At 73.9% G+C, this 21,966-nt stretch carries 13 protein-coding genes and 1 pseudogene; 11 read left to right on the top strand and 3 right to left on the bottom strand.

Going from position 1 to position 21,966, the window contains the following annotated elements; genetic code table 11:
- The first annotated feature begins 171 nt into the window (after positions 1–171).
- The 3 genes from ACH4ZX_RS38995 to ACH4ZX_RS38985 all read left to right on the top strand — a co-directional run bounded on the left by ACH4ZX_RS38995 (position 172) and on the right by ACH4ZX_RS38985 (position 4,415).
- Complete coding sequence (locus ACH4ZX_RS38995) at positions 172–837, top strand: GntR family transcriptional regulator (protein WP_398283457.1); 666 nt, start codon at positions 172–174, stop codon at positions 835–837.
- A gap of 167 nt (positions 838–1,004) precedes the next feature.
- Complete coding sequence (pepN, locus tag ACH4ZX_RS38990) at positions 1,005–3,440, top strand: aminopeptidase N (RefSeq protein WP_398283455.1); 2,436 nt, start codon at positions 1,005–1,007, stop codon at positions 3,438–3,440.
- A gap of 171 nt (positions 3,441–3,611) precedes the next feature.
- On the top strand, positions 3,612–4,415 hold the full coding sequence (locus ACH4ZX_RS38985; protein WP_398283453.1) for a calcium-binding protein: 804 nt from the start codon (positions 3,612–3,614) through the stop codon (positions 4,413–4,415).
- On the opposite strand, the gene ACH4ZX_RS38980 is transcribed toward ACH4ZX_RS38985, so the two are convergent.
- Positions 4,394–4,921: an alpha/beta fold hydrolase gene (locus ACH4ZX_RS38980; RefSeq protein WP_398283451.1), complete on the bottom strand. Its 528-nt coding sequence runs from the start codon at positions 4,919–4,921 to the stop codon at positions 4,394–4,396. The genes ACH4ZX_RS38985 and ACH4ZX_RS38980 overlap by 22 nt on opposite strands.
- 756 nt (positions 4,922–5,677) lie before the next feature.
- On the opposite strand from ACH4ZX_RS38980, the gene ACH4ZX_RS38975 reads away from it, so the two are divergent.
- The 7 genes from ACH4ZX_RS38975 (at position 5,678) to ACH4ZX_RS38945 (ending at position 13,694) form a co-directional block, all read left to right on the top strand.
- The gene (locus ACH4ZX_RS38975) at positions 5,678–6,556 is read left to right on the top strand and encodes a BTAD domain-containing putative transcriptional regulator (protein ID WP_398283449.1); all 879 of its coding nucleotides are present in this window, start codon (positions 5,678–5,680) and stop codon (positions 6,554–6,556) included.
- A gap of 723 nt (positions 6,557–7,279) precedes the next feature.
- Complete coding sequence (locus ACH4ZX_RS38970) at positions 7,280–9,403, top strand: condensation domain-containing protein (RefSeq protein WP_398283447.1); 2,124 nt, start codon at positions 7,280–7,282, stop codon at positions 9,401–9,403.
- A gap of 281 nt (positions 9,404–9,684) precedes the next feature.
- Positions 9,685–10,569 (top strand): BTAD domain-containing putative transcriptional regulator, encoded by an 885-nt coding sequence (locus ACH4ZX_RS38965; RefSeq protein ID WP_398283445.1) that lies wholly within the window; start codon positions 9,685–9,687, stop codon positions 10,567–10,569.
- A gap of 186 nt (positions 10,570–10,755) precedes the next feature.
- Entirely contained in the window at positions 10,756–11,640 is an 885-nt protein-coding gene (locus ACH4ZX_RS38960) for a 4'-phosphopantetheinyl transferase family protein (RefSeq protein ID WP_398283443.1), read from the top strand.
- 190 nt (positions 11,641–11,830) lie between these two features.
- Positions 11,831–12,652: a BTAD domain-containing putative transcriptional regulator gene (locus tag ACH4ZX_RS38955; protein ID WP_398283459.1), complete on the top strand. Its 822-nt coding sequence runs from the start codon at positions 11,831–11,833 to the stop codon at positions 12,650–12,652.
- Positions 12,653–12,835: 183 nt separating this feature from the next.
- Entirely contained in the window at positions 12,836–13,057 is a 222-nt protein-coding gene (locus ACH4ZX_RS38950) for a DUF5988 family protein (RefSeq protein WP_351893895.1), read from the top strand.
- A gap of 136 nt (positions 13,058–13,193) precedes the next feature.
- Complete coding sequence (locus ACH4ZX_RS38945) at positions 13,194–13,694, top strand: GbsR/MarR family transcriptional regulator (protein WP_398283440.1); 501 nt, start codon at positions 13,194–13,196, stop codon at positions 13,692–13,694.
- Between the two features lie 195 nt (positions 13,695–13,889).
- Here the strand turns inward: ACH4ZX_RS38945 and ACH4ZX_RS38940 are convergent, their stop codons facing one another.
- Positions 13,890–15,614 carry a 3-hydroxyacyl-CoA dehydrogenase family protein gene (locus ACH4ZX_RS38940; RefSeq protein WP_398283438.1) on the bottom strand — a complete coding sequence of 575 codons (1,725 nt, stop codon included), beginning with the start codon at positions 15,612–15,614 and terminating at the stop codon, positions 13,890–13,892.
- 31 nt (positions 15,615–15,645) lie between these two features.
- A pseudogene (locus tag ACH4ZX_RS38935) lies at positions 15,646–16,816 on the bottom strand (3-oxoacyl-ACP synthase III family protein).
- Between the two features lie 296 nt (positions 16,817–17,112).
- Here ACH4ZX_RS38935 and ACH4ZX_RS38930 point away from each other — a divergent pair.
- Positions 17,113–21,966, top strand: a 4,854-nt coding sequence (locus ACH4ZX_RS38930) for a beta-ketoacyl synthase N-terminal-like domain-containing protein (protein WP_398283436.1), incomplete at its 3' end; no start/stop codon positions are given.

Below are 21,966 nucleotides of genomic sequence, written 5' to 3'. Positions count from 1 at the left end.
AGAGGGTGTTCAGATCTTGCGTCACAACATGATCTTGAACACCCTCTGTTCACGCCTGATCGTCAGCCCAGGACATAGGACTTACTCGTCTAGGATGAACGCGCCCACCAGCCGACCCACCAGCCGACCCACCCGCCGACCCGCCCTTCCGCGCAGGGGAGACATCCCGCCATGACCAGCCCCACGCACCGGCGGCGCCCGCCGACCGCCCAGCAGTTCGTGCTGGCAGAGGTGCGCCGGGCCATCACCAGCGGGCAGCTGGGACCCGGCGCCCCCATCCGGCAGGAGGCCCTCGCCGAACAACTCGGCGTCAGCCGCCTGCCGTTGCGTGAAGCACTGAAGAGCCTGGAAGCCGAGGGCCTGGTCGTCCACGAGGCACACCGGGGCTACTTCGTCGCCGAGTTGTCCCTCGCGGACCTGCGCGAGGTGTACCGCATCCGGCAACTCCTGGAGGCCGAAGCCGTCCGCCAGGCGTCCGAGCACCTGGACGGGCCGGCCCTCGCGGCCCTCGAAGCGGTCCAGCACGAGGTCGAACAGGCAGCCGCGGCGGGCGACGTGTCCGCCATGACAGCCGCCAACCGCCGCTTCCACTTCGCCCTCTACGAAACCGCCGGCATGCCACGACTGGCCAGGCTCATCACCACCCTCTGGGACGCCACGGACGCCTACCGCTCCCTCTACTACGGCGAGCCCGCCAACCGTGACCACGTCGTGAAGGAGCACCGCACGATCCTGGACGCCCTGCGCGGCGGGGATCCCGAGCGAGCGGTACGACTCCTCGACGAGCACCGCTCGCACGCCGTCGCGGCCCTGGAGACCATGCTCCACCAGGACTGACGGCCCCACGCCACCTCCGACGGCCGCGCACCCCTCCTCGGACGGCCGCGGACTCCTCCTCCGGCGGCCGCTGACTCCCTCCTCCGGCGGCCGGGGAAAAAGCCCGTGTTCGCCGACGCACTCCGTCGTAGGCTGACGCGCGACCTGTGACGAGGGAGGACGGACGCATGGGGACCCGGAGCCTGACCCGTACCGAAGCCGAGCGCCGGGCGGCGCTGCTGACGGTCGAGCGGTACGACGTGGACATCGACCTCACCGCCCTGCCCGACGGTCCCGAGGTCCGGTGCGTGTCCACCGTGACGTTCACCTGCCGTGAGCCGGGCGCGGAGACGTTCGTGGACTGCGCCGCCGACGTGCTGAGCGCCACCCTGAACGGCGCCGCGCTCACCCCCGCCGGGGACGGCCGCATCCGGCTGCCCGGCCTCGCCGCGCACAACGTGCTGCGCGTGGAGAGCGTGCAGGCCGACACGGCCACCGGCGAGGGCGTGCACCGGGCGGTCGACCCCGCGGACGGCGAGGTCTACGTGTGGATGAGCTTCGAACCGGACGAGGCCCGCTTCGTCTGGGCCTGTTTCGACCAGCCCGATCTGAAGGCCCCGCACGCCTTCACCGTCACCGCCCCGCCCACCTGGACCGTCACCAGCAACTCCGCGGCGGCGCGCGTCGAGGAACTGGCGGCGGCCCGCCGCTGGACCTTCGCCGACACCCCGCCCCTGTCCGTGTACAACACGGTCGTCAACGCGGGCCCCTTCCAGGAGATCCGCTGCCAGGCCGACGGCCACGACCTGGGCCTGTACGCCCGCCGCTCGCTCGCCGAGGTCCTCGACCGCGACGCCGAGGAGATCTTCACCCTCACCCGTCAGGGACTCGCCTTCTACGGCGAGGCGTTCGCGATGCCCTTCCCGCAGCGCAAGTACGACCAGGTGTTCATGCCCGAGTTCGGCGGGGCGATGGAGAACTACGGCTGCGTGACCTGGTCCGACGCGTTCCTGCGGCGGGCGGAGCCGACGCCCGCCGAACGGGAGCTGTTCGCCAAGGTGCTGCTGCACGAGATGGCGCACATGTGGTTCGGCAACATCGTCACCATGCGCTGGTGGGACGACCTCTGGCTGAACGAGGCGTTCGCGGAGTTCGCCTGCCACTGGGCCGCCGAGCGCGCCAGCCGGTACACCGACGCGTGGGCCGGCCACCTGGTGGGCGACAAGCTCAAGGCGTACCTCGCCGACCAGGGCCCCGTCTCCCACCCCATCCACCAGCCCATCCACGACGTCGCCCAGGCCGCGTCGATCTTCGACAACATCACCTACCCCAAGGGCGCCTCCGTCCTTCAGCAGCTCATGACGTACGTGGGCGAGGAGAGCTTCACCGCCGGCATGGCGGCCTACTTCGCCCGCCACGCCTGGGGCAACACCACCCTCCAGGACCTCATCGAGGCGCTCGCGAAGGCCGGCGGGCGCGACCTGGACGCCTGGCGCACGGCCTGGCTCGCGACGGCGGGCACCGACCGCTTCCGCCTGGAACGGGACGGTGAGAGCGTCACGCTGGTGGCCGCCGGCACGCCGCGCCCGCAGGTCGTCGCGGTGGGCGCCTACGCCCGCGACGGTGAGGACCTCGAGCGCACGGCGCTGGTACGGGTCGAGGTGACGCAGCCGCGTACCCCGATCACCGGCCTGCCGCCCGCGGCGGAGTTCCTGCTGGCGAACGACGACGACCTCACCTTCGCCACCACCCGTCCCGACCCGGCGAGCGGGGACGCCCTCCTCGGTACGGCGGCCCGGCTGCCCTCGGCCATCTCCCGGGGCGTCGCCGCCGCGACCGTCTGGGACATGCTGACCAACGGCGAGGCAACGGCGGCGGAAGCCGGGCGGTGCCTCACGGCGGTGCTGACCGCCGAGACGTCCGACGCCGTGATCGAGCCGTACCTGACACTCGCCGCGGACATCGCCGAACTGTGGGCCCCGCCCGCCGAACGCGCCGCGCTGACCGCCCAGGTGGCCGCGGCCTGCCGGCGCCTGGCCGAGGACCCGGGCCGCCGCCAGGTCGCGCTGCGCGGTCTGGCCCGCACCGCCGCCGACGCCGACGACCTGGCCTGGCTGCGTACCCAGGCGGGCGACGACGTGGACCTGCTCTGGCGCGCGCTGGTCCGCGAGGCGGAACTGGGCGGCCAGGTGGCGTCCGGGTCCGCCGCCCTGCTGGAGCGCGACCCCGACCCCGACGCCTGGGTGCGCGCCCTCACGGTACGGGCGGCCCTGCCCGACCCCGCCGCGAAGGCCGAGGTCTGGCAGCGGCTCGCCGTGGACCGCGCCGTTCCCGTCAGCTCCGTCGGCCAGGTGGCGACCGCCTTCTGGCGCCCGGCCCAGGACGAGCTGCTGGCCCCCTACACCCAGCGCTACCTCGACCTGCTTCCCCGGCTGCACCAGGGCGGCATGATCCCGGCGATGGTCTTCACCAGCCGCCTGTTCCCCCCGTACGCCATCGACGCCGCCTACATCGACAAGGCTCAGCAGGCGGTTCATGACGCGGCCCCGGTGGTCCGCAACATGCTCCTGGAGCGTTCGGACGCCGTGGCCCGGATGCTGCGCGCCCGCGCGGCGGCTTCGTAGCGCACCGGATCTCAGGCCTCCGGCGGCCGATCGGAGACGTGGTGGGAGCGGTACAACGATCGGGCCGGTTCGGCGGTCGTAAGGGATGACACATCGGTCCGCGGCGTTCGCCGCCAGTCGCTGCCGCTCATGAGGTGCGGCAGCAGGGCCTGTTGTTCCTGGGGAGGATTCATGAGCCGCTTCGTCGCACCATTCAGCGACAGACAAGGCATGGCGAGCCGCGGGGTCGTGGTGGGGGTCGTCGCCGTTCTGCTGGCGGGGGCCGGGGCGACGGCCGACGCCGCCGACGGGACCGCGCTCAGCGCTCCCGTGGTCAGCGGAGCCACCGTCAACTCCGGTCACGACGTCATCGTGGGGATCACGCACAACGTTGTCTTCCCGGTGACGGTCACCGGATCCGACGACTCGGGCCTGGCGTTCGTCGACGTGGACCTGAAGGGGCCGCACGGCGGCTGGTACGGCGCCGACGCGTTCTGCGAGACCGCGACGGCCTGCACGACCCACTTCACCGTCAACGCCCACCTGGCTCCCGGCAGCGACGACCCGGTGGACCTGGCCAACGCCAACGCGGGAACATGGTCGGTCGACGCCCTGGCCGACGCCAACGACGGTGACAGCGTCTTCGCCTCCGGCATCGCGTCGTTCGGCCTCAAGCGCGCCGCGCGGCTCACCGTCGACGCCGGACCGGAACCGGTGGCCAAGGGCGCCCGGATCACCGTCACCGGCAAGCTCGTACGGGCCAACTGGGACACCTACCGCTATGCGGGATACGCCGGCCGAGCCGTGCAGCTGCAGTTCCGCCCGAAGGGCAGCAGCACCTACACCACCGTGGGCACCGTCCACACCAGCAGCACCGGCACTCTCCGCACCACGGTCAAGGCGGTCAAGGACGGCTACTGGCGCTGGAACTTCACCGGCAGCGCCACCACCGGACCGGCCAAGGCCACCGGCGACTACGTCGACGTACGCTCCTGACCCGGCTGACCGAGGCCGAGCGCACCCGGCGCCGCCGCCCACGCCTCGATCAGCCGGACGGTGCGCCCGGGCTGTTCCTCGTGCAGGTAGTGGCCGACGCCGGGCCAGTGCTCCACCCGGGAACCGGTCACGTGCAGAGTGGTCCTCTCCCAGACGGCGGCCTCGGCGGATGTCCACACCGTCAGCGCCGGCTGGGGGCGGCGGCGTAGGTACGCCTCGCTGTACGGGCGGATGCCCACGGCGCCCGGGTCGGTGTACATGCCCGCGTACGCCTGGGCGATGACGTGGCCGGGTGTGCCGAGCATCGTGCGGACATGGGCGGTGCGCAGCCCGGGCGGGGCCCGGGCGGAGAACGCTCCGGCGACGAACTCGGCCGCCGCGCGGGAACCATGCCTGTGGGACTGGCGGGCCCCTCTCCCGGACGCGGCACGGACGACGGGGCGTACGGCTGCCACGCCGACGTCGTCACCGGCGAACTCGGCGCCTGCGTCTTCTAGTTCACCCACCCCGGCCGGTCCGGCGAGGGGGCTGTGCGGCCCAGCGGCTACCAGGACCGCCGGAGCTCGATCCAGGTCGCCCGCCTCAGGGTGAACGGAGACACCCTCGTCTGTGATCGCGACGAAGCCCTCGATGCGCCCGTCCTCCCTCTCCGGGGGCCGGACCGCTGACACCGGCAACGGCCACCACCCTCCATCTCCCTGAAAAAGGGGCGATATCCCTCACGCACCGCCAAAGTCCGCGCTCCGGTACGCGAGGGAAATCGACCGATGGGGCGCGGAATGTCATTGCCGTACGGGAGGGCGGCAAATGGGTTTCGGCTGGATGTCCGCGCGGAATCGTTTCGCCCGCCAAGAGGGTGGTCCGGAGGCTGCCGTACGCCCCGGCGGCGCCCCTGGAACGGGGCGTTCGACTGTTCGCGGCATCGATATTCCGACGGCTTTGCCACGCGGTTTTCCTGGTCCCGCCCGGCACGCGACTGGCTTGAAACCGCCGGTTCGTTGTCGCCTGGCGGGACTGCGATCAGGGAGGATTCAGGGCGAGTCGGCATCCCGTGGCGCGACTCGTCAGCGTGAGGGCAAACAACCGGTCCGGGCGGAACGCCGGAAGAAAACGTCCCACGGGGCGCGCACTTGGCTCGAAATCGCGTCCTGTCGGGCCAATGCGGCCGGCAGGTACGGTGTTGATATGCCACGCGCCCTGTCTTTTACTCAAGACGGCAGGACATCGCTTCCGAGCGGACAGCAGGGAAACGGGGGAGACGCGTGGACATCGGCATACTGGGCCCACTCGCCGTACGGATGAACAGCGTATCCGTCACACCTACCGCACCCAAGCCTCGCCGGGTGCTGGCGCTGCTGGTCCTCAACGCCGACAGAACCGTGCCGGTCGACACCCTGGTCGAGGAACTCTGGGGGCACCAGCCGCCGCGCAGCGCGCGCCCCACGCTGCAGACGTACATCCTGCAGATCCGCGAGATGATCACGGCCGCGCTGGCGCACGACCCGGACGGATCACCGCCGCGGACCGCCAAGGACGTCCTGCTGACCGTGCCCGGCGGCTACCTCCTCAACAGCGGTGGGGGCGTCCACGACGTCAGGGAGTTCGAGCGGCTGAGCGGCATGGGCTACCGGGCCATGGACGCCGAGGACTACGCCGCCGCCGCCGAATTGCTGCGCGAAGCGCTGCGGCTGTGGAACGGCCCGCCGCTGGCCGACGTGACCACCGGCCCGCACCTGAGCACCCAGGCCAAGCGGCTGGAGGAGAGCCGGCTGTGCGCCCTCGACCAACGCATCGAGGCCGACCTGCGGCTGGGCCGGCACCGGGAACTGCTCGCCGAACTGACCGTGCTGGTCAGCCGGTACCCCGGCCACGAGAGCCTGTGCGGCCAGTACATGCTGGCCCTGTGCCGGGCGGGACGCAGAGGGGAGGCCCTGGACGCCTACCGGCGGCTGCGCACCACACTCGTACGCACCCTCGGTCTCGAACCCTCCCCGCCGCTCGCGAAGTTGCAGCGGTCCATCCTGTGCGCCGGCCCCGAACACGCGGTGCCTGCCACCGCCCCGCGGGTCGCGGCACCCCGCTCCGACCGGCTGACCCGGGCCCGCCTCGAGCAGCGGTCCAGCGGGGCGGCGCACCCTTGATCCCCGTCGGAGAAGGGGCGAGCACGGGCGGCGCGCGGATGGTCGCCCGAGTGGCACCGGGCCGCGCTCCGGGCGGCACCCGACGGCCGCGGGACGAGTGGGCTTCGGCTGCCCGCGGCGCCTCGGCCCGATCGGGGCGGACGCCGAACGGGCGGACCAGGGGGTTCCCTTCGGCCTGCCCGTCGGGCGGGCCGAGACGCCCGCCGGGGCCGCGGTCCCGGCCGGTCCGGCCGGGCGGGAACTCCGGGCCCGGCCGATGCGGCGGTGGACGCTGAAGGAGACGTACGGCCAGGCGTTCGGCCATGGTCCGCGCCGCAGGTTCTCCGCGCCCCTTCCACCTGGAGGGCGCGGGGGTTCCCGGCTCATCGGGGGGCCGGACACCGCCGGGTGGGGCTGCGGTGTCCCCCTCGTGGCGGGCCGGTGCCCGGTGGATGAGGCTCACCGCGGCGCGTCCGGCGAAGTGCACCGCCGCACCGGCCCCGCACCGGCCGTCCGGTGGAGTTCCGATGCCCTCCCGCCGGAGGGGCCGGGGGAGGGGGAGGTGCCGCGCCCACGTTCGGGACCGGGTGCGGCCACCGGCGTGTGAGGAGAGGCGGCGGTGGCAGGGGCGGGCCTGCCGTGCCGAGACAGGGGACCGGAAGCACAGCGAGACGGACAGGGGAGAGGGGGAAGGGGAGCCGCGTCCCCGCCGCCGCGGTGGACCAGGGCGCCCCTGGACATCGGATGAACACCCATCACGCGGTGCCGGGCACCGTCGTGTGCGTGGTCCACGAACCGTGCGGGTCGGCCACCGGCCGCTCGCGTGTGTTCGGCCTGCACGGACTGCCCGCCCGTGGCCAGGCCGAACGGCTCGCGGCCCGGATCGTCGAACGCCACGGCACCTTCTCGGTGATGCTCGACAGCCACGGCTCCGGCCGGCACACGCTCACCCTCGTCAGGCACGGCCCCGACGGCGGCACGGGCCGGCTGCCCCCGGAACTCCTCGCCGACCTGATGGTGCTGCCCGCCGACGCGGAGACCGTGCCGCTGGGCGGTGCCCAGCGCGGCCTGGTACGCGAGGCCGTGCAGAGCGACGGGGACCGCAGCCGCCATGTCGAGCAGCTGACCTGGAGGTGGACCGGCCCGCTCGACACGGCAAGGTTCGTCGCCGCCTGGCAGTCCGTGGTGGAACGCGAGTCGGTGCTGCGCGCCTCCGTCGACTGGGTGGCCGCTCCACGCCTGGTGCTGCACGAGCGGGCCGCCGTCGACGTCGTACGTCACTCGCGGACCGCCCTGCCCTGGCGTGACCTGCTCGCCCGCGACCGGTCGCAGGGGTTCGAGCTGCACCGGGCCGGACTGCTGCGGCTGACGCTGCTGGACGACGCACCGGCCGTCGGCGCCGGGGCCGGACCGTCCACCCGGGTCCTGCTGACGTACCACCGTGCCCTGTTCGACGAGCGGGCCGTGAGTGTGCTGCTGCGCGAGTTCTACCGCGCCTATCTGGCGGGCGGGCCGCTGCCCGGCGGTGAGCGGCGGCCCGACGTACGGGACCACGCCCGGTGGCTGGCCGGGCAGAACACCGATGCCGCCCGCGCGTTCTGGACGCGTGCCGCGCCGCCGCGGGACGCGGCGCTCAGCCCCGGGCGGCCCGGTGCGCCGACCGGGCAGAGCGGGCCCGCGCAGCTGCAACGCCGGCTCGGACCGGCCCGGACCCGGCGGCTGAGGGAGTGGGCGGCGGGCTGGGGCGCGGGGGAGAGCAGCGCGCTGCACCTGGTGTGGGCGCTGCTGCTGTACCGGGCCACCGGCGCGCGGCAGCCGGTCCGGGTGGCCTTCGGGGTGTACCTGTCCGCACGGGACATCGCCCTGCCGGGAGCGGCGCACGCGCCCGGACTGCCGGGCGGCTCCCTGCCGTTGACCGTCACCGTCGACCCCGCGGCGCCGGTGGGCCCGCTGGTCCGGCGGGTCCGGGACGCGGTGCTCGACATGTCGGCCTACCCGTGGGTCTCCGACGAGCTGATACGGGAGTGGACCGGGCGCGGCGAGGACGCGGACACCATGCACACCACCCTCTTCTTCGACAGCCTCCCCACCCTGTCCCCGGCCGTGCGCGGTGAGCTGGCCGCCCAGGGCATCCGGGTCGGCGTACCGCACCTGGTGGGCGGCGACACCAGTCTGGCCGTCACGCTCGTCGCCCGGCGCGACGCCGACGGCGGCCTCTGCCTCACCGCGCTGTACGACCGGCAGGTGCTGCGCGACACGGACGCGGCGCAGACCCTCGCGCAGTGCGTGCGGCTGCTGGGCGCTCTCGCGGACTTCACCGACCCGCACGCCACCGTCGGGCAGGTACTGGGCGCGCTGGACGGCACCCACGTGCCGCGGGCGGCGCCGCGCCCGCCGAGCACCGGCGTCACCGGCCTGACCGTGCTGCGCCGCGGGGAGCCCGGCGCGGACGTCATCTGCCTGGTGGCGGGGGCGGGCGTGGTGCCCGGCGCGTACGAACGTTTCGCAGGCCGGCATGACGGCCCCGAGCGGATCGTGCAACTGCGCTGCTGCGGCGTGCCGCCTGTGCTGCCCGCCACACTGCCCGCTGCGCTGGCCGACGCGCTGGCCGGCGGGGGCCGGCTGCTGCTGTGCGGCTGCGGGCCGGGCGCGCTCACCGCGTACGGGATCGCGCACACCCTGCCCGCCGTGATGGACCCGGTCGTCGTGATGACGGGCGTGGGCGGTGCCGAGGAGAGCGCGCAGGCGTTGTCGGCGGGGCTGCGGTCGGTGACGGCGCGGCCGGGGACGACGAGAACGGGGACCAGCAGGAGGGGGACCACGAGGGCGGGGACCACTAAGACGGGGACCACTAAGACGGGGCCGTGAGGGGGTTCGGTGCCGGTGGCGGTGGCGGTGGCGGTGGCGGTGGCGGTGGCGGGGGCAGGGGCGGGGCCGGGGCAGGGACCGTGGGTCGTCGGCCGCTCGGTGCTTCGGCGCACTGGCGCGGCCCGACCGGTTCTCGAGCGGTGTCAACGACCGTGGTGGGAGTGGGAGGAGGCCGTCATGAGCAACGCCGCCGCACTCGACCCGCGTGAGCACCGAACCGGCCGCGGCGCCCGTGCATGTCGGGATACAGGTGTGAGCGTGAGCACGGAAGGCGAGGCAGCGTGGACATTGACCTTCTAGGAGCGCTGGACGTGCGCGAGAACGGGGTCTCCGTAGCCCCCACCGCGCCCAAACCCCGCCAGGTGCTCGCCCTGCTGGCCCTGCACGCGGACCAGGTCGTGCCGCTGTCCGTGTTCCTGGAGGAGCTGTGGGCGGGCGCCCCGCCGCGCAGCGCCCGCACCACCCTGCAGACATACGTCCTCCAGCTGCGCGAACTCATCGGCGCCGCGCTGCTCGAGGACGCCCCGGACACCCCGCCGCGCACCGCGAAGGACGTCCTGGTCACCGCGCCCGGCGGTTACACCCTCGTCAGCGGCGACGGCGTCAGCGACGTCCGGGAGTTCGAACGGCTCGCCGGTGTCGGCTACCGGGCGATGGACACCGGGGACTTCGCCGGAGCCTCCCGTGTCCTGCGCGAGGCGCTCGACCTGTGGACCGGCACGGCGTTCGCCGGGGTGCAGCCCGGCCCGCGGCTGGCCACCGAGGCCAAGCGGCTGGAGGAGAGCCGGCTGTGCGCCCTCGACCAGCGCATAGAGGCCGATCTGCGGCTGGGCCGCCATCGCGAACTGCTGGCCGAACTGACCGTGGTGTCCAGCCGGTACCGCACCCACGAGGACCTGCACGCCCAGTTCATGATCGCCCTTCATCGCTCGGGCCGCCGCGGGGAGGCCATGGACGTCTACCGCCGTCTGCGCACCACGCTCGTGCAGGAGCTGGGCCTGGAACCCTCCCCGCGGCTGACCCGGCTCCACCAGCACCTGCTGGCGTCCCCCGGCGACGGCCCGGCCCCCTACCCCGGCCCGGAAGGCGACCTGCCCCTGGCCGAGGAGCGCATGGCGGCGGCGGGCCGGCCCGGGGCCGGTACTCGGGCTCACTCTTCGTACTGACTGCGTACTGACTTCGTACTGACTGCGTACGGAGGGCGGCGGGCGCGCCTCCCTCCCGGAAGCCGGGGCTGCTCCACGTGGCGATGACCAGCGGGACCCGCGCGCGAGAGCCGGAAGCACCAGCGGCCGCCGCCGAGGCCGGGGCGCGGCCGGCGGCCCGCGACTGACGCCGGACCGTACGACTCCATGGACGCGGACAGGACGCCGGAGCACACCGGTGACGGCCGCACGACCGCCGATTCCGATTCCGGTTCCGGAACGGGCCGGCCGGTGCGGCTGTGGCTGTGCGCCGACGGGGACCTGCCCCCGCAGGTCGCCGGGACGCTCGCCGAGCGCTGGCTGGACCGGCGGGAGAAACAGACCGCGCGCGAGTTCGTCTCCGAGCGGGACCGGCGGCGGTACCTGCTGGCCCACACCCTGGTACGGCGGGTACTGGCGGGGGAGACCGGGCTCACCGAACCCGAGCTGGTGATCCGGCGCTCCCCGCGCGGCCGGCCCTTCCTGCGCTGTCCCGCGGGCGGACCGCCGGGCGGCGGGGACCGACTTGACTTCAACCTCTCCCACAGCGGCGGATACAGCCTGCTCGGAGTGGCGTGGCGCCGGCGCATCGGCGTCGACCTCGAACTGCTCGAGCGGCTCGACCGTGCCGGCCGGCCGCCGGATGCCATCACCGGCACCTTCGCGTCCGAGGAGCGGGCGTGGATCGCGCGCGCGAGGACGGACGCGCTGCGGGCGCGGCGCGTGCTGCGCCTGTGGACGCTGAAGGAGGCCTACGCCAAGGCGCGCGGCCTCGGTCTCGGCCTGCCGTTCGACTCCTTCGCCTTCACCCTCGCCGCCGACCGCGGCGTCCTCGCCTTCCGGCTGCCCGAGGACGACCCGACGGGACGGTGGAGCTTCCTGGAACTGGAGCCCGTGCCCGGCGTCCTCGTCGCCGTCGCCGTGCAGGCCGACGACGGCCCGCCGCCCCCGCTCCAACTGCACCACGGCTTTCCCCGCGCGGGCAGGGGAGAGCCGGACACCTTCACGCTGTCCGGACCGCCGGGGCGGGCCGGCGGCGTGACGGACGGCTGACCGCCTGACACGGGAACCGGCCATCCGGCGGAATTGAAAATTCCGGCAAAGACGGACCTCTTGCATGGAACTCCGCTACAGAGCCGCTTGAGAAAAGCGCTCAGGGCGGAAGGGCCCGGCTAGCTTGCCTTTCGGCACGGGTGCGGGACCGGGCACGGTGCCATCGAGCGTGAGCAACGGGGAGGATTGTGTGAGGATTCAGCTTCTTGGTCCGTTGAATGCCGAGGTCAAGGGCGGATCGATTGTTCCGACCGCCGGCAAGCCGCGGCAGATCTTGGCGCTGCTCGCGCTGTATCCCGGTCGAGTCGTGCCCATATCGACGCTCATGGAGGAACTGTGGGCGTCGACGCCTCCGCAAAGCGCGCTCACCACGTTGCAGACGTACATTCTTCAATTGCGCCGGCGGATCGGCGCCGCGATGGGAACCGGCTCCTCGCACGCCGTGAAGGACGTGCTCGCCACCCGGCACGGCGGATATCTGCTGCAGATCCCGGGGGAACGCGTCGACGTGCACGAGTACGAGAAGCTGGTGCGCGAGGGGCAGGAGGCCTTCGGGGCCGGGGACAACCAGGTGTCGGCCGACCGCTTCCGGGCCGCGCTGGATCTGTGGCGGGGCCAGACGCTGGTGGACATCAAACTCGGGCCCGTGCTGGAGATCGAGGCCATGCGCCTGGAGGAGAGCCGCCTGGTGACCGTGGAGCGGCGCATCGACGCCGACCTCCGGCTCGGCCGGCACACCGAAGTCATCGCCGAACTCAGAGAACTGACGGCGCGTCATCCACGGCACGAAGGCCTGCACTCGCAGGTGATGGTGGCCCTGTACCGTTCCGGACGGCAGAGCGCGGCCCTGGACGTCTACCGCGGGCTGCGCGCCCGGCTCATCGAGGAACTGGGCGTCGAGCCGTCCCCGCAGCTGCAGCGGCTGCACCAGGCGATGCTGTCGGTCGATCCGATGCTGAACGTGCTGGCGGGGCCGCGGCGGACGTCCACGTTCGATCTGTTCGCGGCCTGAGCGCGGGGAGAAGACCATCCCTCCAGTGCGGCTTGAGCGGGGTTGCGCATCCTGGCCGTGGACGACCGAGAGGGGAGACGCCCCCGAGCCGTACGCCGTTGCCGGGCCGCGTGCCGGACAGCGTCCGCAGACGACTGCACAGCGTCTGGAGCACACCAGGACGACGACCGCGAGGAGACCCCTATGCTGACGACGACCCCGTCCCCGAACGCCCTGCTGCTCGGCGCGCCGTACCGGCCGGACGAGCGCGAGATCGTCGTGCACGTCGACGACCACACCGAGACCTTCAAAATGCGGGTGGAGAACCGCTACGACCACTTCGAGCCGACCGACGAGTTCGTCCGCCGCGGCGAGAGCGAACTGCGGGTGTTCCGCTACATCCGCTACACCCGGGTCGCGGAATAGCCCGTCCCGCGCATTCCCTTGACGCGCCGGGCGGGACGCTTCCCGCCTGCTGTGGTGACGTGCCGCGGCCGCGACGTCGAGCATCCGGTGCGGCGGAGAGGGCGAGGGCGGCGGAGAGGGCGAGGGAGAGCGCAGCGTGGAGACACCGGCGCGGCAGGAGGCCGATGGTGAGGCCGTGGCCGCTTTCGTCGAGCGGTTCGCCGCGGATCTGACCGAGGCGGGCATCCCGCGGATGTCGTCCCGGATCTTCGCCTGCCTGCTCGCGGAGGCGGACGGCGTACTCACCGCCGCCCAGCTGGCCGAGCGGCTGAGCGCCAGCCCGGCCGCGGTGTCGGGTGCGGTGCGCTACCTGGCGCAGCAGCACATGCTCAGCCGCGAGCGGGAACCCGGTTCGCGGCGCGAACGCTACCGGCTCCACGCCGACATCTGGCACGAGGTGGTGGCCGGCCGCGACAAGGTGTTCGCGCGCTGGAGCGCGACCATGCGGGCGGGGGTGAAGGCCGTGGGGGAGGACACCGCCGCGGGACGGCGCCTGGCGGAGGCCGCCGAGTTCTTCGATTTCGCGAAGGACGAACTCGCCGCCATGGTCGACCGGTGGTACCGGAGCCGGGCCTTGACGCGGGAGAACCAGGTCTGACGGCGCCGTCCTCCGGCATGGTGTCGTCCTCCGGCATGGTGTCGTCCCCTCCGCACGGTGTCGTCCCCTCCGGCATGGTGTCGTCCCCTCCGCGCGGTGTCGTCCCCCCGGACCGGGCCGGCCGACGGCGCGCACACACGACGGCCCGGCGGGCAGCGTCACTCGACGCCGCCCGCCGGGCCGCTGCCCGTGCTGTCAGTGCGCCCGGAAGCCGCGCCCCGACTTGCGGCCCAGGTAGCCCGCCGCCACCAGGTGCCGCAGATGGCGGGCAGGTTCCAGCGTGGGCTCCTGGAAGGCCCGGTGGAGCGTCTCCTGGATCTGCAGCGAGACGTCCAGGCCGATCACGTCCAGCAGGGCGAGCGGGCCCAGCGGATAGGCGCAGCCCGCCGTCATGACGGTGTCGATGTCCTCGGCGCTCGCGCGGTGCTGCTCCAGCAGCCGCACCGCGCCGTTGAGATACGGGAACAGCAGCGCGTTGACGATGAACCCGGCGCGGTCGCCGCACGACACCGGATGCTTGCCGAGATCCGCGCAGACCGCGCGGACCGTGCCCAGCGCCTCCTCGGAGGTCAGTACCGTGCCCACCACCTCCACCAGGCGCATCACCGGCGCCGGGTTGAAGAAGTGCATCCCGAGGACCGACTCGGGACGGGAGGTGACGACGGCGCACTCCACCACCGGCAGGCTCGACGTCGACGTGGTCAGCACCGCGCCCGGCCGGCACACGCGGTCCAGTCGGCGGAACACCGCGCGCTTGACGGCCAGTTCCTCCGCGACGGCCTCCACCACCAGGTCGCACTCGGCGACCGCGGCCATGTCCTGGGTGCCCGTCAGCCGTTCCACGGCGGCGTCGCGGTCCGCGGTGTCGATCTTGCCGCGGTGGACGCCCCGGTCCAGGGAACGGGCCACACCGTCCAGGGCCTCCTTCGCACGGACCTCCGTACGGGCCACCAGCACCGTCCGGCGGCCGGAACGGGCGAACACCTCGGCGATGCCCCTGGCCATCGTGCCGGAGCCGATCACGCCGACCGTGCGCACCGGCCGTGCGACGGCCGGGGCCGCGGACGCGAGCCGGGCGGGGGCCTCCTGCGGATACCGGTAGAAGCCGCGGCCCGACTTCACACCCAGCAGCCCCGCCGTCACCATGTGGTCGAGCAGTGGCGGCGCCAGATAGCGGGACTCCCCGGTGAGTTCGTACAGACCACGCAGGCCGTCACGGATCGTGTCCAGGCCGATCAGGTCCGCGTGGGCCAGCGGGCCCAGCGGCAGTCCGCAGCCCAGCCGCATCGCCGCGTCGATGTCGTCGCGCGAGGCGTAGCGGCGCTCGAACATCGCGATCGCGCCGTTCAGGTACGCCAGCAGCAGGCCGCCGCCGACGAACCCCGGCTGGTCGCTCACCGCGACCGGGGTGCGCCCCGTACGCCGTACCAGCTCCTCGACGGCCGTGCGCACGGCCGGATCCGTGACCGGCGTGTGCACCACCTCCACGCAGCCTCCCTCGGGGGCGTGCCCCACCGGGTGCAGGCCGACGGTGCGCGGCAGCCGTCCGCAGGCGGCCGCGATCCGGGTGACCGGCAGCGACGTCGTCGTCGCGAACACGGTGTCCGCGCCGCACAGGTCGGCGGCCCGGCGCAGCAGGTCCGCCTTGAGCGCGAAGTCCTCCGGCACCGCCTCGATCACCAGGCCGCTGCCCGCGACCGCCTCCAGCCGGGTGGTGTACGTGACCGGTGCGGCGGACGCCTGGTCGCCGGCGACCCGCGCGGTGCGCTCGGCACCGCGCGCGAGTGACGCCTCGTCCGTCTCGACGGCCACCACCGGCACACCGGCCCGGGCCAGCGTTCCGGCAAGGGCGGAGCCCACGGTGCCCAGGCCGAGCACCGCGACCCGCGCGAAACCGGGGGAAGCTGCTGTCGTGGTCATGCCGCTGATTCCTTTCGTCGGGGCCGAGGCCCTAGACGAGCAAGTCCGACGGGTTGGTCCGGGCGGCCGCCGTCCCGCCCCAGCGCACCAGGACGGTGCCCAGCGACATGCCGCCGCCGAATCCGGCCAGCAGCAGCAGATCGCCCTCGTGCAACAGACCGCTTCTGCGGGCGTCGTCGAGGGCGAGGGGAATGGAAGCCGTTGCCGTGCCGGGCGACGGTCAGGTGGGTGCGGGCGCGGTCCAGACCGAGCCCCGGCACCGCTTCGGCGAGCATGACCCCGTTGGCCTGGTGCGGAATGAAATGGTCCACGTCGCACAGGTCGAGGCCGTGCTCCTCCACCACCCGCCGTACCGCACGCGGCAGTTCGGCCATGATGAACTCGCGCACGCCGCGCCCGTTCATGCGGAAGTGGTGCAGCCCTTCGGCCAGCGTCTTCTCCGACGCGGGCAACCGGCTGCCGCCCGCCGCCACGTGGATCAGGTCGTGCCGGTCGCCGCGGCTGGCCAGGTGGGCGCCGAGCACCCCGGACCCGTCGGCGGCCGGGCCGAGCACCACCGCGCCGGCGCCGTCCCCGAAGAGGATCGCGGTGCGCCGGTCGGTCCGGTCGATGATCCGCGAGTAGGTGTCCGCGCCGATCACCAGGGCGTACCCGGCCGACCGTCCACCGGGCGCGGCCGGCAGCAGCCGGGCCGCCGCCACCAGCGCGAAAACGAAACCGCTGCACACGGCGTTGAGGTCGAAGGCAGCCGCGTCCGGCGCGCCCAGCCGGTCCTGCACCAGGCAGGCGGTGGCCGGCTGCGGGCAGTCCGGGGTGGACGTCGCCACGACGATCCAGGACAGCTCCGCCGCCGTGATCCCGGCCTCGTCCAGGGCCGCGCGGGCCGCTTCGACCGCCAGGTCGGAGGTGGCCTCCGAGTCGGAGGCGTAGCGCCGTTCGACGATGCCGGTCTTGCGCTGGATCCACTCGGCGGAGACCCCGGCCCGGGCCGCGCAGACGCTGTTGGAGACCGTGTCGGCAGGCAGATACGATCCGGTGCCCAGGATCCCGATTCCCGTTCCGGCACCACCGGCACCACCGGGACCGTCCGGGTCACCGGCGCCACCCGGGCCACCGGGGCCACCCGGGCCACCGGGGCCACCCGGAGAACGGGGATCACCCGGAGCGCCGGGATCATCGGGATTGCCTGATTTCCCTGTCATGACGGCTCCTGACCGTTCCGCGGCAAGCGCCGGCACAGGAACGTCGTTCGCCAGCCGCCGCCGCTCGAAGGGACTTTCCGCAAGGTTCTCCGGGCGGCGGCCGGGCCGGTAACCCTTGTCTGCCCCCCTAAGCGCCCCTACGAGCCGCGTCCGGCCGTGACCAGGACCCCGGCTTGGCCGCACCTTTGAACCGCGCTTCAGCGTCCGGCCGTCGCCGCACGGAATTCCCCGGATCCGGTCCACCCGAGCCGACGGAGCCCTGGAGACGCGCCAGGAAATCAGCGAAGGGGGAGCTCGTGGCTGAGCCAGCGAATTCGGCGGGACGGACGGCGGCACCGGAGGCCACCGAGGCGACCGAGGCGACCGAGGCGACCGAGGCGTCCCGGCCGGCCGGGACGGCCGGCCGGGCCACCGCACCCGTCGCCGTCGTCGGCCTGTCGTGCCGCTTTCCGCAGGCCGACGGCCCCGACGCCTACTGGCGGCTGCTGCGCACCGGCACCGACGCGATCACCCGCGCGCCCGAACACCGCCGCGACACCGTCGCACCCGACGCGCCCGAGACCGCCTGGGGCGGCTTCCTCGACCGCGTCGACACCTTCGACGCCCGCTTCTTCGGCATCTCGCCGCGCGAGGCCGCCGCCATGGACCCGCAGCAGCGGCTCGTCCTGGAACTGGCCTGGGAGGCCCTGGAGGAGGCCGGCATCCTGCCCGGCACGCTGAAGAACACCGCCGCCGGCGTGTTCATCGGCGCCATCTGGGACGACTACGCCCCCCTCGTGCACGCCGACCGGGCCGCCACCGCGCACGCCTTCACCGGACTCAACCGCGGTGTCATCGCCAACCGCGTCTCCTACACCCTCGGTCTGACCGGCCCCAGCCTCACCGTCGACACCGCCCAGTCCTCCTCCCTCGTCGCCGTCCACCTCGCCTGCCAGGCCCTGCACAGCGGCGAGGCCGACCTGGTCCTCGCCGGCGGCGTCAACCTGCGTCTCGGCGCCACCAGCGCACAGCGCACCGCCGGATTCGGCGCGCTGTCCCCCGACGGCCGGTGCCACACCTTCGACGCCCGCGCCAACGGGTTCGTCCGCGGCGAGGGCGGCGGCATCGTCGTACTCAAACCGCTCGACCGCGCCCTCGCCGACGGCGACCGCATCCACGCCGTGCTGCTCGGCAGCGCCGTCAACCACGACGGCGCCACCGACGGCCTCACCGTGCCCAGCGCCGCCGCCCAGGCCGCCGTCGTCCGCCGCGCCCTGCGGCACGCCGGCACCGATCCGCACGACGTCCAGTACGTCGAACTCCACGGCACCGGCACTCCCGTAGGCGACCCCGTCGAGGCCACCGCGCTCGGCGAGGCCCTCGGCCGCGGCCGCGACGCCGACGACCCGCTGCCCGTCGGCTCCGCCAAGACCAACGTCGGACACCTCGAAGCCGCCGCGGGCATCGCCGGCCTGATCAAGACCGTGCTGGCCGTCCGCCACCGCGAACTGCCGCCCAGTCTCCACCACGAGACCCCCCATCCGGCCATCGACCTGGAGGGCCTGCGGCTGCGCGTGCAGACCGCCACCGGTCCCTGGCCGCACCCGGAGCGGCCCCTGATCGCCGGGGTCAGCTCCTTCGGCCTCGGCGGCGCGAACTGCCACCTGGTGGTCGGACCGCCCCCCGCCCCGCCGGCCGACGACAGCGCCGCCGAGCCCGCGGCGCCGGGCCGCACGCTGCTCTTCCCGCTGTCCGCCCGCGACCCCCGGGCCCTGCGCGCCCAGGCCGGCCGGCTGCGCCGCCACCTCGACGCGCACCCTGCCGCCGACCCCGTACGCCTGGCACAGGCCCTGGCCACCACCCGCACCGCGCACGAGGACCGCGCGGTCGTCCTCGCCCAGGACCTCGACCAGCTCGCCGAGCACCTCGACGCGCTCGCCGCCGGCACCGACACCGCACGCCTCGTCCAGGACCGCGTCCGCACCGGCGCCACCGCGTTCCTCTTCTCCGGGCAGGGCAGCCAGCGACCCGGCATGGGACGCGAACTGCACGCCGCCCAGCCGGTGTTCGCCGCCGCGCTCGACGAGGCGTGCGCCGCACTCGACCCACACCTGGACCGGCCCCTGCGCGACATCGTCTTCGCCGCCCCCGGCAGCGCGGACGCCGCCCTGCTCGACCGCACCGCCTGGACCCAGCCGGCCCTGTTCGCCCACGAGACCGCCCTGTTCCGGCTTCTCGACCACCTGGGCGTGCGCCCCGACTACCTCGTCGGCCACTCCATCGGCGAACTCGCCGCCGCCCACGCCGCCGGCGTCCTCGGCCTCGACGCCGCCGCCGCTCTGGTCGCCGCGCGGGGCCGCCTCATGGACGCCCTGCCCGAAGGCGGCGCCATGGCGGCCGTCCAGGCCACCGAGGAGGAAACGCACCCGCTGCTCACCGACCGGGTGCGCCTCGCCGCGATCAACGGGCCGCGCTCCGTCGTGGTCTCCGGCGACGCCGACGAGGTCGCCCGCATCGTCGAGCACTGGCGCGCCCGGGACCGCAGGACCAAGCGGCTGAGGGTCAGCCACGCATTCCACTCCCCGCACATGGACGGCATGCTCGACGCGTTCCGCACCGTCGCGGCCGGCCTCACCTACCGGCCCGCCCGGCTGCCCGTCGTCTCCAACGTCACCGGCCGCATCGCCGCCCCCGAGGAACTGGCAGACCCCGACTACTGGGTGCGCCACGTCCGTGACGCCGTACGGTTCGCCGACGGCATCCGCACCCTGCTGGACGCCGGTGTCACCACGTGCGCCGAACTGGGCCCCGACGGCGCCCTCGCCTCCGCCGGCCGCGAAACCGCCGGCGAGCAGGCCGCGTTCGTACCGCTCACCGGCGGCGGCCGCCACCCGGAAGCGGAGGCGTTCACCACCGCCCTGGCCCGCCTCCACACGCTCGGCGCCGCTGACGGCCTCGACTGGGACGCCGTCCTCGGCACCCCCGGCGTCCCCCGCTCGGCTCTGCCGACCCTGCCCGGCTACGCCTTCCAGCGCAGGCGCCACTGGGTCAGCCCGGACACGAGCGCGGGCACGCACGGTACGGCGACCACGCGCGACGCATCAGGCGCTGCCTCCGCATCCGACGCCGCATCCGGCGCCGGGGCCGATGCCGCATCCGACGCCGGGGCCGATGCCGCGGCGGCCGATGCGGTGGTCGATGCGGTGGTCGACCCCTACGCCGACGCCGACGCCGACGCCGAATCCGGCGCCGGGATCGATGCCGTGACCGACGGCGCCGGCGCCCCCGCGGCCGGCCGGCTGCGCGCGCTCCTCGAACCCCTGCCCGCCGAGGCGCGCGAGCAGGCCGTCCTGGACCTGCTGCGCGGCGACATCGCCGTCGTCCTGCACCACGACGACCCCGCCGACATCGACCTGCGCGACACCTTCCACAGCCTCGGTTTCGACTCGTGGAGCGCCGTCGAACTGCGCGACCGGCTCAGCCGCGGCACCGGCCTCGACCTGCCCAGCAGCCTCCTGTTCGACCATCCCACGCCGATCGCCCTGGCCCGCCACCTGTGCGACCGCGCCCTCGGCACCTGCCGCGGCGCCGCCGGCCCCGTCACAGCCCAGCGCGCCGGCGACGGGGATGGCGGCGACGAGCCCGTCGCGATCGTCGCCATGGGCTGCCGCTTTCCCGGCGGCACCGACTCGCCCGAGGCGCTGTGGCAGGTCCTCACCGAGGAACGCGACGTCATCGGCCCCTTCCCCACCGACCGCGGCTGGGACCTCGACGGCCTCTACGACCCCGAGGGCCGACCCGGCAGGCACTACGTGCGCGAAGGCGGATTCCTCGACGGAGCCCCCCTCTTCGACCCGCAGTTCTTCGGCATCTCGCCGCGCGAGGCCGCCGCCATGGACCCGCAGCAGCGGCTCCTGCTGGAGGCCTCCTGGGAGACGTTGGAGCGCGCCGGCATCGACCCGCACTCCCTGCGGGGCTCCGCCACCGGCGTGTTCGTCGGCGCCACCTTCCAGGACTACGGACCCCGCCTGCACGAAGGCACCGAGTCCACCGAGGGTTACCTGATGACCGGCAGCACGCCCAGCGTCGCCTCCGGCCGCATCGCCTACACCCTCGGCCTCGAAGGCCCCGCCGTCACCGTCGACACCGCCTGCTCTGCCTCCCTGGTCGCCCTCCACCTGGCCGCCCAGTCCCTGCGTTCCGGCGAGTGCTCCCTGGCCCTCGCCGGCGGCGTCACCGTCATGCCCACCCCCGGCATCTTCGTCGAACTCACCCGCCAGCGCGCCCTGTCCGCGGACGGCCGCTGCAAGTCCTTCTCCGCCTCCGCCGACGGCACCGGCTGGTCCGAGGGCGTCGGCCTGGTGCTGCTGGAGAAACTGTCCGACGCCCGCCGCAACGGCCACCGCGTCCTCGCCGTCGTCCGTGGTACGGCGGTCAACCAGGACGGCGCCTCCAACGGCCTGACCGCCCCCAACGGAACCTCCCAGCAGCGCGTCATCCGCCAGGCCCTCGCCAACGCCGGTGTCACCGCCGACTCCGTCGACGCGGTCGAGGCCCACGGCACCGGCACCCGCCTCGGCGACCCCATCGAGGCCCACGCCCTGCTCGCCACCTACGGACAGGACCGGCCCGAGGACCGGCCCCTGTGGCTCGGCTCCGTCAAGTCGAACATCGGCCACACCCAGGCCGCCGCCGGCGTCGCGGGCGTCATCAAGATGGTCCTGGCGATGCGGCACGGAGTGCTGCCGCGCAGCCTCCACTGCGAGGAACGCTCCCCCCACATCGACTGGGACAGCGGCGCCGTCGCCGTCCTCACCGAACACCGCGACTGGCCCGTCACGGACCGCCCCCGCCGCGCGGGTGTCTCCTCCTTCGGCATCAGCGGCACCAACGCCCACCTGATCCTCGAAGAAGCCCCAGAGCCTCCGGAGGCAGGCGTCGGCGAGGAGAGCGCCCCCGGCCCCGTCGTCTGGCTCCTCAGCGCCCGGAACGACGACGCCCTCACCGCACAGGCCGCCCGGCTGCGTGCCTACGCCGACTCCCGCCCCGACACCCCGCTCGACGCGGTGGCCTCCGCCCTGGCGGGGCATCGTGCGGTGTTCGATCACCGTGCGGTGGTGGTGGGTGCGTCGCGGGAGGAGTTGGTGGCGGGGCTCGAGCGTCCGTCGGTG

Source organism: Streptomyces sp. NPDC020490 (genome assembly GCF_044335305.1).
Taxonomy (GTDB): domain Bacteria; phylum Actinomycetota; class Actinomycetes; order Streptomycetales; family Streptomycetaceae; genus Streptomyces.
The sequence above is the reverse complement of the archived record's forward strand: the minus strand, read 5'-3'. Positions and strand labels throughout refer to the sequence as shown.